The organism is Thiobacillus sp. SCN 63-57 (genome assembly GCF_001725555.1).
Classification (GTDB): Bacteria; Pseudomonadota; Gammaproteobacteria; order Burkholderiales; family Thiobacillaceae; genus Thiobacillus.
The window spans coordinates 86063-98652 of the sequence record NZ_MEGP01000004.1 but is presented as its reverse complement, the minus strand read 5'-3'; the positions used below and the strand labels follow the sequence as shown (position 1 = coordinate 98652).

The 12590-nt window shown below is 63.3% G+C and carries 13 protein-coding genes, 1 other RNA gene and 1 riboswitch; of the genes, 8 read left to right on the top strand and 6 right to left on the bottom strand.

Going from position 1 to position 12590, the window contains the following annotated elements; all coding sequences use genetic code 11:
• Positions 1-14: 14 nt before the first annotated feature.
• Positions 15-593 carry an ankyrin repeat domain-containing protein gene (locus ABT23_RS02270; RefSeq protein ID WP_363928492.1) on the bottom strand — a complete coding sequence of 193 codons (579 nt, stop codon included), beginning with the start codon at positions 591-593 and terminating at the stop codon, positions 15-17.
• 87 nt (positions 594-680) lie between these two features.
• Here ABT23_RS02270 and ABT23_RS02265 point away from each other — a divergent pair, with 87 nt between their 5' ends.
• The 8 genes from ABT23_RS02265 to ABT23_RS02230 all read left to right on the top strand — a co-directional run bounded on the left by ABT23_RS02265 (position 681) and on the right by ABT23_RS02230 (position 8859).
• Positions 681-2717 carry a thioredoxin domain-containing protein gene (locus tag ABT23_RS02265; RefSeq protein ID WP_296630551.1) on the top strand — a complete coding sequence of 679 codons (2037 nt, stop codon included), beginning with the start codon at positions 681-683 and terminating at the stop codon, positions 2715-2717.
• 82 nt (positions 2718-2799) lie between these two features.
• Positions 2800-3597 carry a DUF2189 domain-containing protein gene (locus ABT23_RS02260; protein WP_296630548.1) on the top strand — a complete coding sequence of 266 codons (798 nt, stop codon included), beginning with the start codon at positions 2800-2802 and terminating at the stop codon, positions 3595-3597.
• Between the two features lie 126 nt (positions 3598-3723).
• The gene (locus ABT23_RS02255; RefSeq protein ID WP_296630545.1) at positions 3724-4056 is read left to right on the top strand and encodes a c-type cytochrome; all 333 of its coding nucleotides are present in this window, start codon (positions 3724-3726) and stop codon (positions 4054-4056) included.
• Between the two features lie 134 nt (positions 4057-4190).
• The gene (locus ABT23_RS02250) at positions 4191-5309 is read left to right on the top strand and encodes a branched-chain amino acid ABC transporter substrate-binding protein (RefSeq protein WP_296630541.1); all 1119 of its coding nucleotides are present in this window, start codon (positions 4191-4193) and stop codon (positions 5307-5309) included.
• A gap of 38 nt (positions 5310-5347) precedes the next feature.
• Positions 5348-6277 carry a branched-chain amino acid ABC transporter permease gene (locus ABT23_RS02245; RefSeq protein ID WP_296630538.1) on the top strand — a complete coding sequence of 310 codons (930 nt, stop codon included), beginning with the start codon at positions 5348-5350 and terminating at the stop codon, positions 6275-6277.
• 1 nt (position 6278) lies between these two features.
• Positions 6279-7334, top strand: a complete 1056-nt coding sequence (locus ABT23_RS02240) for an ABC transporter ATP-binding protein (protein WP_296630535.1) — start codon at positions 6279-6281, stop codon at positions 7332-7334.
• Positions 7331-8149, top strand: a complete 819-nt coding sequence (locus tag ABT23_RS02235) for an ABC transporter ATP-binding protein (protein WP_296630532.1) — start codon at positions 7331-7333, stop codon at positions 8147-8149. The genes ABT23_RS02240 and ABT23_RS02235 overlap by 4 nt, the downstream gene beginning before the upstream one ends.
• The gene (locus ABT23_RS02230) at positions 8146-8859 is read left to right on the top strand and encodes an ABC transporter ATP-binding protein (RefSeq protein ID WP_296630528.1); all 714 of its coding nucleotides are present in this window, start codon (positions 8146-8148) and stop codon (positions 8857-8859) included. The genes ABT23_RS02235 and ABT23_RS02230 overlap by 4 nt, the downstream gene beginning before the upstream one ends.
• Positions 8860-8867: 8 nt before the next feature.
• Here the strand turns inward: ABT23_RS02230 and ABT23_RS02225 are convergent, their stop codons facing one another.
• From ABT23_RS02225 to ABT23_RS02205, 5 genes are all read right to left on the bottom strand, one after another.
• Positions 8868-9458: a 5-formyltetrahydrofolate cyclo-ligase gene (locus tag ABT23_RS02225; RefSeq protein ID WP_296630526.1), complete on the bottom strand. Its 591-nt coding sequence runs from the start codon at positions 9456-9458 to the stop codon at positions 8868-8870.
• A 9-nt stretch (positions 9459-9467) separates the two neighbouring features.
• Positions 9468-9652, bottom strand: a non-coding RNA gene (ssrS, locus tag ABT23_RS02220) — 6S RNA.
• Positions 9653-9738: 86 nt separating this feature from the next.
• The gene (locus tag ABT23_RS02215) at positions 9739-10041 is read right to left on the bottom strand and encodes a cell division protein ZapA (protein WP_296630524.1); all 303 of its coding nucleotides are present in this window, start codon (positions 10039-10041) and stop codon (positions 9739-9741) included.
• Positions 10041-10238, bottom strand: coding sequence for a hypothetical protein (locus ABT23_RS02210; protein ID WP_296630521.1), 198 nt, complete (start codon positions 10236-10238; stop codon positions 10041-10043). Before ABT23_RS02210 ends, ABT23_RS02215 begins: the two co-directional genes overlap by 1 nt.
• 189 nt (positions 10239-10427) lie before the next feature.
• Entirely contained in the window at positions 10428-12365 is a 1938-nt protein-coding gene (locus ABT23_RS02205; protein ID WP_296630517.1) for a TonB-dependent receptor, read from the bottom strand.
• A riboswitch (cobalamin riboswitch) is annotated at positions 12322-12527 on the bottom strand. Its footprint overlaps the gene before it by 44 nt.
• Positions 12528-12590 lie beyond the last annotated feature (63 nt).

The following is a 12590-nucleotide window of genomic DNA, read 5'->3' as shown; positions in this document are numbered from 1 at the left end:
CCAGCCCGCACACGTCAGTGCGTGGTCGGCTTCATCAGGTTGACGACCTGAGGTTTGGCCACGCCCCGGGTTGACGAGCACGAGCCGTCTACCGATACACCCAGTTGTTGCTCGGCTTCGTGCAGCAGGTTGATCACATCCACATAGAACTTGTCGTCCGCCATCATGCGCGCGGTGCGGCCCCCCTCGTTGGCGGCGAGCACGTCGGCTCCGGTGTTGATCAGCCATTCCACGACCTGGGCGTCGCCGCCGCCGGCCGCCAGCATCAGCGGCGTGATGCCGAAGAAGATGCGTTCGTCGAGCGAGGCGCCCGCCTCGTGCAGCACTTCGATGACCTCGACGTAGCCGCGTTCGGTTTCGCTGTTGTACGCGGCCTTGGCGAGCGCCGTCCAGCCTTGCGGCGACTTGGCGTTGACGTCGGCACCGGCGGCGATCAGCAGTTGCACCGCGGCGACATGGCCGCCGTGCGCAGCATGCATCAATGCGGTTTCGCCGGCTTCGTCGACAGCAGCGTGATCGGCGCCGGCCTCGAGCAGGGTTTTGATCTGGGCGGTATCGCCCGACTGGGCGGCTGCGAATAATTCCTGGGACATGGGAGCTCCTGCTTTTGTTCGGGATTGCAGCAAGCGTACAATTGTTGACTGATTTAATCAACTATTAGTCTGCGAGGCTCTGCCGCCATGCCCAACCGTCTTGCTACCGAACCCAGTCCCTACCTGCTGCAGCACGCCGACAACCCGGTCGACTGGTACCCGTGGGGCGAGGAAGCCCTGGAAAAATCACGCCGCGAGGACAAGCCCATCCTGCTGTCGATCGGCTATTCGGCCTGTCACTGGTGCCATGTGATGGCGCACGACTGCTTCGAGGATGCGGACGTGGCGGCGGTGATGAACCGCCTGTTCGTCAACATCAAGGTCGACCGCGAGGAGCGCCCCGACCTCGACCAGATCTACCAGACGGCGCACCAGCTCTTGACCCAGCGCGGCGGCGGCTGGCCGCTGACGGTGTTTCTGACGCCCGACCAGACGCCGTTTTTCGCCGGCACCTATTTTCCCAAGACGCCGCGCTACCAGTTGCCCGGCTTCATCGACCTGATGGAAAACGTCGCGCGCGCCTGGCACGAACGGCGCGGCGAAGTGCTGGCGCAGAACGAGGCGGTACGCGCCGCGCTCGCGCAGCAGCAGCCGGATGCGGGCATGCATGAGGCGCTGACCGACGCGCCGCTCAGGCAAGCCGTGCGCGACCTCGCGCAGGCCTTCGATCCGGTGTGGGGCGGTTTCTCGCGTGCGCCCAAGTTCCCGCGCCCCGGCGAGCTGTTCTTCCTGCTGCGCCAAGCCAATCCGGGTAAGGGCGCGGCGCAACGCAGCAATGCGCAGGCGCGCGAGATGGCGCTGTTCTCGCTACGCAAGATGGCGTCGGGCGGCGTGGTCGACCAGCTCGGCGGTGGGTTCTGCCGTTACTCGGTCGACGAGCAGTGGATCATCCCGCACTTCGAAAAAATGCTCTACGACAACGGCCCGCTGTTGCACCTGTATGCCGACGCCTGGGCGCTGACCGGCGAGGCCCTGTTCCGGGACACGGCGGAGGGCATCGTGGGCTGGCTGCTGCGCGAAATGCACGCCCCGCAGGGCGGGTTCTATTCGGCGCTGGATGCCGACAGCGAAGGCCATGAAGGCAGGTTCTACGTGTGGACGCCTGATGAGGTCCGCGCGCTGCTGACGCCCGAGGAATACGCCGTGGCGGCGCCGGTATACGGTTTCGACGGGCCGCCCAATTTCGAGAATGCGCATTGGAATCCCGTCCTGGCGCGCCCGTTGGCCGAGGTCGCGGCCGAGCTGGGCCTGGGCGACGAAGTTGCCGCGGCGCGGCTGGCGGATGCGCAGGCCAAGCTGTTTGCCGCACGCGAGACGCGCGTGCGTCCCGGGCGCGACGACAAGCAGCTCACCAGCTGGAACGCGCTGATGATCGCCGGGCTGGCGCATGCCGGGCGGGTGATGGCACGTCCCGACTGGATCGATGCGGCCCAGGATGCGGTCGACTTCCTGCATCGGAATGTGTGGCGCGACGGACGCCTGCTCGCCAGCACCAAGCACGGCGTGGCACGATTGAACGCCTATCTCGACGACTACGCGTTCCTGCTCGATGCGCTGCTGGAAACCATGCAGGCCCGCTACCGCGAAGCCGACATGGCCTGGGCGCGCGAGCTTGCCGATGCCCTGCTGATGCATTTCGAGGATGCCGAGGCGGGCGGCTTCTTCTTCACCAGCCATGACCACGAGGCGCTCCTCACGCGTCCCAAGCCCGGCTACGACAACGCGACGCCGTCGGGCAACGGCGTGGCGGCCTTCGCCCTGCAGCGGCTGGGCCACCTGCTCGGCGAGGCGCGCTATCTCGATGCCAGCGCACGCTGCCTGAACGTGTTCCATGCCCATCTGCTCCAGCAGCCCATTGCGTACCCCACGTTGTTGGCCGTGCTCGACGAATCCCTGGTGCCGCCGCGCGTGATCCTGCTGCGCGGTCCGGCATCCGCCTTGCAGGCGTGGACGCACGCGCTGACACCGCAGCTCGGCGCGCATGACCTGATGCTGGCCCTGCCCAACGGCCTGACCCTGCCCGATGCGCTGGCGAAGCCGGTGCCCGATCGTCCCACGGCCTGGATCTGCAGCGGCACCGCTTGCCAGCCGCCGGTGGTCGACCTGGATAGCGTGCTGGAATAAGGGCTTTATCAGTATTTGCTATTAGGAACCCGCGCCGCCGCCTGCTATCAAACAAACAGTCTGTCTGTCATCAGGAGCAAGCATGAGCACACATACTGAACACCCGGTTTTCCATCCGCAGGCCGCGCACATGAATCTGCCGGCAATCCGCAGCGTGACATTCGAGCAGCCTTTCCACTGGCTGCGTGCGGGCGCGCAGGACATGGCCAAGGCATGGCCGCTGAGCCTCTTTTATGGCGTGGTGTTTGCACTGCTGGGATACGGCCTGGTGCATGCGGCGGAAGACAAGCCGCACCTGGCGATGGCGCTGACCTCGGGTTTCCTGTTCATCGCGCCGGTGCTGGCCACGGTGTTTTATTGTGTGAGCCATCGCCTGGAACACCACCACAAGCTGCCGGGCCTCTTCGTTCCCCTGTTGTCGTGGCGCGCCAATCCCGCTTCGCTGGGGTTGTTTGCGCTGACGCTGGTGTTCGTGCTCTCCGTCTGGGAGCGCATCTCGGCCATTCTGGTCGGACTGTTCCTGAACGGATCGGGCATCGGCGGCCTGTCCGAGTTGCTGAGCCTGTCCGCGGTGCAGCAGCACACCGATTTCGTACTGGCCTACCTGGCGTTCGGCGGCATGCTGGCCTTGATGGTGTTCAGCTTCTCCGTGGTCTCGCTGCCCATGCTGCTGCACCGGAAGGTCGATTTTGCCACGGCACTGGTCACCAGTTTCATGGCGACCCGGCTGAATTTCCCGGTGATGTTGTTGTGGGGCGTGTTGATCGCGGGTCTGGTCGTGGTCGGCATGGCGACCGACTTCATTGCGATGGCGGTGATATTTCCGTGGCTGGGACATGCCAGCTGGCATGCTTACCGCGAACTGATCGAACGCGAATAACTTTACCCCCGGGGCTTGGTAGCAAATACTCAAGCCCCTGCCTTGCGTGGAAAGGGATTTCCCTTAATATTGCAGACGCGAGATGTCTCAAACGCGCCCAACCCGACTTCCACGGAGACTGTAATAATGATGAACAAGTTGATGATGACCGCAGCGTCTGCTGCGCTGCTGTTGATGTCCGGCGTAGCAGCCTCAGCGGATGACCCGGCTGCGGCCATGGCCCTGGCGCAGAAGAACGCCTGTTTGTCCTGCCATGGCGTGGACAAGAAGATCGTGGGCCCGGCCTATAAGGATGTCGCCAAGAAATACGCCGGCGACAAGACCGCGCACGACAAGCTGGTCGCCAAGGTGAAGGCCGGCGGCAAGGGCGTATGGGGCCAGATTCCCATGCCACCGAATCCGCAGGTCAGTGTCGCCGACGCGGACAAGATCGTTACCTGGATCCTGAGCTTGAAATAATCCGGCGCTGCATCGCGCCAACACAAGGCCGGCGTTCGCGTCGGCCTTGTGCTTTCTGGTGCTCCGGAAAGCCGGTCGCCGCTGGCTTTGTGGTATAAATTCCCCGTTTCAGTTTGATTGCGGGGAAGACCGAGATGACGGGTCAAAGGCTGGCTTGGGTGATGGCAGCGGCAGTGCTGGTCGCAGGATGTGGCGACAAGCCGCAGCAGAATGGCGATAGCCAGGTGGTGTTGATCGGCCAGGCCTCCCCCCTCACCGGCCCGCAGGCGCATCTGGGCAAGGACAACGAAAACGGCGCGCGCATGGCGCTGGACGAGATCAATGCCGCCGGACTCACGCTGGGTGGCAAGAAGGTCGTGCTCGAAATGCGCAGCGAGGATGACGCAGCCGATCCCAAAACCGCCACCACCGTGGCGCAGAAACTGGTCGACGAAGGCGTGGTCGGTGTGATCGGCCACCTCAATTCGGGTGCCACGATCCCGGCTTCCAAGATTTATTCCGACAACGGCATTCCGCAGATTTCACCGTCGGCCACCGCCGTGCGCGTGATGACCAACGATGCGCAGCAGGGAACCGTGCTGGGCGACTACGCGGTGACCAAACTGGGCGCGAAACGCATTGCCATCATCGACGACCGGACCGCCTACGGCCAGGGGCTGGCCGACGAGGTGGAGAAGGCGGCCAAGGCGGCTGGCGGCGATGTGGTGGCGCGCGAATATACGTCCGACCGCTCGACCGACTTCATGGCGATCCTCACTTCGATCAAGGGCAAATCGCCCGATCTGGTGTTCTTCGGCGGCATGGATCCGCAGGCCGCACCCATGATCAAGCAGATGAAACAGCTCGGCATGAAGGCGCAATTCCTCGGCGGCGATGGTGCGCAGACGCCCAATTTCATCGAACTGGCCGGCGCCGCTGCCGAGGGTGCGGTGGCGTCCAACCCCGGCCTGCCGCTCGACGCGATGCCGGGCGGTAGTGCGTTCAAGGCCAAGTTCGAAGCCAAATACGGTCAGATCCAGAATTATTCCCCCTATGCCTACGACGCCATGCATGTGCTGATCGCCGCAATGAAACGCGCCGACTCCAGCGACCCCGCCAAGTATCTGGCTGAACTGCCGAAGACCGATTATCAAGGGGTGACCGGCCACATTCGCTTCGATGCCAAGGGTGACCTCGCCGGCGGTGCGGTGACGCTGTATCAAGTGAAGAATGGCAAGTGGCAAACGCTCGAAACCGTGCAAAGCGGCAAGTAAGCTGAGCTGAATTCAACCGGGTCTCAGCAGGCGCATAGATGGACATTTTCCTGCAACAACTCATCAACGGCCTGGTGCTCGGCAGCGTCTACGCGCTGGTGGCGCTGGGCTACACCATGGTGTACGGCATACTCGAACTCATCAATTTCGCCCACGGCGAGATCACCATGATGGGAGCGATGGTGGCACTGTCCGTGATCGGCGCCCTGGCGCTGGCGGCGCCTGGTCTGCCGGGCGTGCTGGTGCTGGCGTCGGGCCTGGTGGTGGCGATTCCGGTGTGCGTGGCGCTGGGTCTCCTGATCGAGCGTGTCGCCTACCGGCCACTGCGGCATGCGCCGCGCCTGGCCCCGCTCATCACTGCAATCGGCGTGTCGATCATCCTGCAGAACGTCGCGATGCTGATCTGGGGCAAGCAATACCTTCCCTTTCCCGCCATCCTGCCGCAGGGCCGGCACACGCTCTACGGCGCGTCGATCACCGACGTGCAGATCGCCATCCTGCTGCTGGCCACGGCCATCATGCTGCTGCTGATCCTGATGGTGCAGAAAACCCGGCTCGGCCGGGCCATGCGCGCCACCGCGCAGTCGCGCCAGGTGGCAAGCCTGATGGGGGTGGACGTCAACCGGGTGATCGCCGCCACCTTCGCGATCGGCTCGGCGCTGGCTGCGGTGGCCGGCGTCATGGTCAGCGCGTATTACGGTCTGGCGCACTACTACATGGGCTTCCTGCTCGGCCTCAAGGCCTTCTCGGCGGCGGTGCTGGGGGGCATCGGCAATCTGGGCGGGGCGATGCTGGGCGGCCTGCTGCTGGGGCTGATCGAGTCCTTCGGCGCGGGTTACATCGGCGACCTGACCGGCGGCTTCCTCGGCAGCAACTACCAGGACGTGTTCGCATTCTTCGTGCTGATCGCGGTGCTGGTGTTCCGCCCCTCGGGCCTGTTGGGAGCGCGCGTTGTCGAGCGTGCTTAGCTTGAATAAAACCCGGTCGCGCTGGCTGACGTTCGGCTTGCTGGCGTTGGGGCTGGCGCTGCTGCCTTTTCTGGTCGACGCCGGATTGGGGCGTTCGTGGGTACGGCTGCTCGATCTTGCGCTGCTGTATGTCATCCTGGCGCTGGGACTGAACATCGTCGTCGGCTACGCCGGCCTGCTCGACCTCGGCTACGTCGCGTTCTATGCCTTGGGCGCGTACGTCTACGCCTGGCTCTCCAGCCCGCATTTCGGCCTGCACCTGCCGTTCTGGGCGGTCCTGCCGCTGGGTGCCGCGCTGGCCGCGCTGTTCGGCGTCTTGCTGGGTGCGCCCACCCTGCGGCTGCGCGGCGATTACCTCGCCATCGTCACGCTCGGCTTCGGCGAGATCATCCGCATTTTCCTGAACAACCTGAATGCGCCGATCAACATCACCAACGGCCCGCAAGGCATCAACCTGATCGATCCGGTACGCCTCGGCAGCTTCGACCTGAGCCAGTCGCATGCACTCTTCGGCTATACCTTCACCGGCATCCATCTCACCTACTATCTGTTCCTGCTGTTCACGCTGATGGTGATCTTCATTTCGATGCGGCTGGAGGATTCGCGCATCGGCCGCGCCTGGGTGGCCATCCGCGAGGACGAGATCGCCGCCGCGGCGACCGGTATCAACACGCGCAACCTGAAGCTGCTGGCGTTCGCCATGGGCGCCACCTTCGGCGGACTGGCGGGCGGCCTGTTCGCCAGCTTCCAGGGCTTCATCAGCCCCGAGTCGTTCAACCTCATGGAGTCGATCATGATCCTGTGCATGATCGTCCTCGGCGGCATGGGACATATTCCCGGCGTGATCTTCGGCGCGGTGGTGCTGACGTTGCTGCCCGAGGCGCTGCGTTATACCGGCGACTGGCAGCGCAATCTGTTCGGTCACGTCTATATCGATCCGGCGGATCTGCGCATGCTGCTGTTCGGCGTGGCGCTGGTTGCGGTCATGCTGTACCGTCCCGCCGGGCTCCTGCCCTCGACGCGCCGCCGACGCGAATTCGCCGACGCGCAGGGATGAGTGCACCCAAGGCCGCTCCCTCTCCATCGGGCAAGCCCGATGCAGGATCGACGCCGCTGTTGACGGTTTCCGGCGTAAGCAAGGCATTTGGCGGCTTGCAGGCGCTCTCCGATATTTCGCTGCAGGTTTACGCAGGCGAGATATTCGGCCTCATCGGTCCCAATGGCGCGGGCAAGACCACCTTGTTCAATGCGCTCACCGGACTGTATTCGACCGACCGCGGCGAGATCCGCCTGAACGGCCAGCGGATTGACGGCCGCAAGCCGCACCAGGTACTGCATGCAGGCCTGGCGCGCACCTTCCAGAACATCCGCCTGTTTGCGGAAATGACCGCGCTCGAGAACGTGCTGGTCGGCCGTCATGCGCGTACCAGCAGCGGCGTCGTCGGTGCGGTGCTGCGCCTGCCCGGTACGCGTCGCGAGGAAGCCGATTCGCGCGAACGCGCCCATGCCTTGCTCAAGCGCGTGGGGATTGCGCAGCACGCCCATCGCCTGGCCAAAAACCTGCCCTATGGCGATCAGCGCCGGCTCGAGATTGCCCGCGCGTTGGCGACCGAACCGAGGCTGCTGGCGTTGGACGAACCTGCCGCCGGGATGAATCCGGCCGAGCGTGCGGCCTTGCGCGAACTGCTGCTGCAGCTGCAGGCCGACGGACTGACGCTGTTGCTGATCGAGCACGACGTGAAGCTGGTGATGGGCTTGTGCACCCGGCTGGCGGTACTCGACTACGGCGTGAAAATCGCCGAGGGCACGCCCGACGTGGTCAGCCGCGACCCCAAGGTCATCGCCGCCTATCTCGGGGACGAAACGCTATGAGCGCGTTGCTGGCGATCAACCGCTTGTCGGTCGCCTACGGCGGCATCCACGCGGTGCGCGAACTCAGCCTGGAGGTGGCGCCGGGCGAAATGGTCTGCCTCATCGGCGCCAACGGCGCGGGCAAGACCACCACGCTCAAGGCCGTCAGCGGCCTCCTGCCGCCGCACGGCGGCAACGTGCATTTCGACGGCCAGTCGATCACCCGGCTGCCGGCGCACGAGGTGGCGCGGCGCGGCCTGACGCTGGTGCCCGAAGGGCGCGGCGTGTTTCCGCGCATGTCGGTCGCCGAGAACCTGATGATGGGCGCCTACGCCCGGCGTGATCGCGCCGAGATCGCGCGCGATCTCGACCAGGTCTATGCCTTGCTTCCGCGCCTGACCGAACGCCGCGCACAGCTTGCCGGCCTGCTGTCCGGGGGCGAACAGCAGATGCTGGCGCTGGGGCGCGCAATGATGGCGCGTCCGCGTCTGCTGCTGCTGGACGAACCGAGCATGGGGCTGGCGCCCTTGATGGTGCAGGCGGTGTTCGACATCATCCGCCGGATCGCGGCGGGCGGCGTGGCGGTGCTGCTGATCGAACAGAATGCGCATCTGGCACTGAAGACCTGCGCGCGCGGCTATGTGCTGGAAAACGGCAGCGTCACGCTGAGCGGCCCGGCGGCCGAGCTGTCCGCCAATCCGGCAGTGCGCCAGGCCTATCTGGGCGACTAGGCCCCGCGTCAGGGAGGGGTTGACATGAAGCGGTGCAGCCGGCGCTCGGTCAGCACCGCGTCGAGTGGCATGTCCCACGGATCGTGCGGCAGCGTCTCCGCCTGCTGGCATTCGTAGGCAATTCCGATGAGCCGCGGTTTCCGCCACAGCCGCCGGTGGCGCATGAACGCCAGCGTCGCATCGTAGTAGCCGCCGCCCATGCCCAGCCGGTAGCCCTGTTTGTCGAACCCCACCAGCGGCATCAGCAGCAGGTCGAGCTGGCGTGCGCGCAGCGGCTTGGCATCCAGCGGCTCGGGGATGCCGTAGCGGTTGGGCTGCATGCGCGTGTTGCGGCCCACCCGGCCGAAGCGCATCACCCGGCCGCGCCGCGGCAGGATAGGCAGATAGCATTCGCGCTGCATGCAGAGGGCCTGGTTGAGCAGGAGGTGGGCGTCGAATTCGCCGCCTTGCGGTAGATAGAAGCCGACCCGTTGCGACCGCAGCAACAGCCCGTGGCGCAGCGCGAGACGCAGGGAAGCGCGCGCGGCGTGCCGGCGCTCAGCCGGTTTGAACGCGCTGCGTGCGGCTTTGAGTTGACGTCTGAGGGTGGTTTTGTCCATCGAGAATAAGGGCTCCCCGCCTGTGCCGTGACTGGCTGCGGACTCTTGAACCTGGGTTCAAGACGGCCGCAATCAAAGGCGCTTTGGGCACATGAGACGTGTCACGCGCACACCCGCACCGGAATAGACCGCAGCCTTGCACGTATGCATTGGTTCAGAGAAATTGCAACCAGCCTCGAACACCGCAGGGAGCGTTCTTAGTGTATTCCATTTTGGGATCGAAAAGGGTGCGGCTGCCCAACCGCACGGAGGGGCCGAGACCGGGTCCGGGAATGGTGGATCAGAAGAGTGTGTCCTGGTCTTCCAGTACGGAATCGAGCAGCGCATTGCAGTGGGTTAGCCGGATGCGGGCTTCCTCGATCAGGCCGCCGCCGCCCTGGGTCAGCAGGTCGTGCGCCAGATTGAGACCCGCCATGATGGCGATGCGCTCGGCGCCGATCACTTTGCTGCTGTCGCGGATCTCGCGCATTTTCTCGTCGAGATAATCGGCCGCCGCGATCAGGGCCGATTCCTCCTCGCGCGAACACGCCACCTTGTAGGCGCGGCCCAGGATATTGATTTCGATCGAGCGGGGGCCGGCCATCACACGTCCTCCGGCAAAGTATCGAGCAGCGCATGCAGGCGCGTCCTGGCGGCATCCAGGCGGGTCGTCAGTTGCCTGTTGTCCTGCTGCGCAGCCAGCAGCTGCTGGCGTAGCGCGATGTTTTCCTGCCGCAGCGTGTGGCACAGCTCGGCCACCTGGCGGATCTTGGCTTCAAGGGTATCGAGTTCGGCGTGCATGGCGCGACTATAGGGGGCGGCGTGCGGCCGGTCAATCGCGGTATGTCGGGATCAATTTTCTACTGTTGATGTACTGAATATCGATGCGGTCCAGTGGTAAATGGACTGGCAGTAGTATGCCCTGAGCGTAATCCGGTAATCGAGTTTCAATTCTGGCGGATATTTATGCTCAGGGACTTTCGCAAAGCCTTAATTCGGTGCGTAAGCCAACTCGACGAAGAGTGCGCGCCCTTGCGTGTTGTAGCCGTGTACCAATGTGTAGTCCTTATCCAGCAAGTTTTGTAGCTTCCCGGTGAGTGTCCACTCGCGCGCGAGTTTCCTGCTCAGCGTCAAATTGAGTACCGCATAGCCTGGCACGGTGATGCGATCGAACGTTGTGGCATGAATGTCGGGATGGGGGCCGGATGCCAGTACTTCGGCCCGCCAGTTGAATGCGCCCGTATCCCTGCCCAGTGAGACGCTACCGAATTGGTTGGCGCGACGGAGCAGGCCCAGCCCGGTCGCGACATCTTCGGGATTCTGTAGCGTTAACGCTCCCCGCGCATCCAGGCCAGCCAGACGACCTTGCCACGAAAACTCGACCCCCCGGTTTTCAGTGCGATCGATGTTGGTGGCGGTGAAGGTCGGCGGAACGAAATTGATGAGATCGCGAGTGCGAGTGAGGAAGGCGGTGACGCGCGCCAGCCCATATGCACCGCTATAGGTGAGGCCGGCTTCGCCACTTCTGGCACGCTCAGGATTGAGAGCGGGATTACTGCCGAACGGGCCGTACAGTTCATTGAAGGTGGGTGCACGGAAGGCGGTGGACACGTTCGCCGATAGCCGCAGCGTGGATGTCAGTCTATAGCCGTAGCCAACCAACCCAGTCGTTGCGCCGCCGACATCGCTGTACTGATCATGCCGTAAATTCAATTGTAAGTCGTGAGCCCCAGCATCCAAGGTGTATCCGACGAGTGCGCTGTTCACATGGCGGGCGTCATCACTATAGATTTGGTTGGTATCGAAACGTTGCCACAACCCTTCGATACCCAACTGCAACGCGCCGGGTCCTGCGTCTACGGTGTTGTGCCACGTGAACTGGCTATTTCGAGTTTTAAAACGGTCGCCTGTTACGCCATTGAAATCAGATACCAGATCGTCAATCCCTTGGGAAACCTGCATACGGCTATGCCAGCCTGGTAGCCAGTGGTTGTCGCTGTATATGGATAAAGCCGTGAGGGTCTGGTCACTGTGGTTGCTTGATGTGCCGTCGAATTCGATATTGCCGTTCGATTGGAAAGCTGTAATCCCAATTTCATGACCGGCCTGCAGGCGATGTGACAACGCCAGATTGAGCGTGGTGTTGCGGTAGGCATCATTATCTGTATCGGCTGGTGCGAAAACGAAAGGGCTTGGTATGAACTCGGCACGTGCACTCGAGAATCCGCTGGTTTGCATGTGCGATACGCCGAAGTGCACGCGTGTATCGTTTAGAGAACCGCCAATGGCCAATGCCAGTTTTCGGGTGTTGTCTGTGCCTAAGCCAACGCGGCCGGAAACTTTCATTTGTCCATCGCCTTGGCGAGTGAAAATTTGTACCACTCCGCCGATGGCTTCTGAGCCATACACGCTTGATACGTTGCCACGCACGATCTCGATGCGTTCGACTTCGTCCAGCAGTATTTGATCGATGGCGGTCGTGCCAGCGCTGGCTGAATTGACGCGAACCCCATCGATAAGAATCAGTACATGATCGGATTCCGATCCGCGAATGCGGATCGCGCTTTGTGTGCCGATGCCGCCGCTCTGTGTGATTTCCACGCCGGACTCCTGGCGCAGCAGAGTGGGCAGATCGCTAGCGCTGGATGATTCGATATCGGTACGCGTGATGACCGTAGTGTGTTGCAGGGGGGCCGCGAGTTTTTGTGAGTAGCCTGTTGGTGTGACCACGATGGTATCGCCAACGAATTCCGGCAGGGTTTCCGCGCAGGCGGGTATCGCGAAGCCCGTGACGAGGGCAAGGGCGAGAGAGGTTTGACGCATGATGGTTTCCGGTTGGGTGCCCGATTCCCCGCGGGCACGTTGCACGATCCGCCGCGTGACGCAGGTCACGCGGGGTTCAGGCCGGTATCCGGGCTCGCGCCGCATGCATCGCCTTCCCGGACGAATCCAGTGGCGTGTGTGATGCATCGTTTAACGCTTACCGTTGCGGGGGCAGCCCAGGCATGGTGGCATTGCGCCACGCACCTGATTCCCGTTTATCCAGGACGATAGAAGATCATTTCTGGCACCTGATTGCCGGATTTTTATTTATTTAATCGATTCTGTCAAATTAACCAGCGAATAACGGAAAGCTATGAGCGCCATAGTTTT

Bases quoted from the DNA above. Each gene is read 5' to 3' on its own strand.
- ABT23_RS02270 (WP_363928492.1), bottom strand. From the start codon at position 593: ATGTCCCAGGAATTATTCGCAGCCGCCCAGTCGGGCGATACCGCCCAG.
- ABT23_RS02265 (WP_296630551.1), top strand. From the start codon at position 681: ATGCCCAACCGTCTTGCTACCGAACCCAGTCCCTACCTGCTGCAGCAC.
- ABT23_RS02260 (WP_296630548.1), top strand. From the start codon at position 2,800: ATGAGCACACATACTGAACACCCGGTTTTCCATCCGCAGGCCGCGCAC.
- ABT23_RS02255 (WP_296630545.1), top strand. From the start codon at position 3,724: ATGATGAACAAGTTGATGATGACCGCAGCGTCTGCTGCGCTGCTGTTG.
- ABT23_RS02250 (WP_296630541.1), top strand. From the start codon at position 4,191: ATGACGGGTCAAAGGCTGGCTTGGGTGATGGCAGCGGCAGTGCTGGTC.
- ABT23_RS02245 (WP_296630538.1), top strand. From the start codon at position 5,348: ATGGACATTTTCCTGCAACAACTCATCAACGGCCTGGTGCTCGGCAGC.
- ABT23_RS02235 (WP_296630532.1), top strand. From the start codon at position 7,331: ATGAGTGCACCCAAGGCCGCTCCCTCTCCATCGGGCAAGCCCGATGCA.
- ABT23_RS02230 (WP_296630528.1), top strand. From the start codon at position 8,146: ATGAGCGCGTTGCTGGCGATCAACCGCTTGTCGGTCGCCTACGGCGGC.
- ABT23_RS02225 (WP_296630526.1), bottom strand. From the start codon at position 9,458: ATGGACAAAACCACCCTCAGACGTCAACTCAAAGCCGCACGCAGCGCG.
- ABT23_RS02215 (WP_296630524.1), bottom strand. From the start codon at position 10,041: ATGGCCGGCCCCCGCTCGATCGAAATCAATATCCTGGGCCGCGCCTAC.
- ABT23_RS02210 (WP_296630521.1), bottom strand. From the start codon at position 10,238: ATGCACGCCGAACTCGATACCCTTGAAGCCAAGATCCGCCAGGTGGCC.
- ABT23_RS02205 (WP_296630517.1), bottom strand. From the start codon at position 12,365: ATGCGGCGCGAGCCCGGATACCGGCCTGAACCCCGCGTGACCTGCGTC.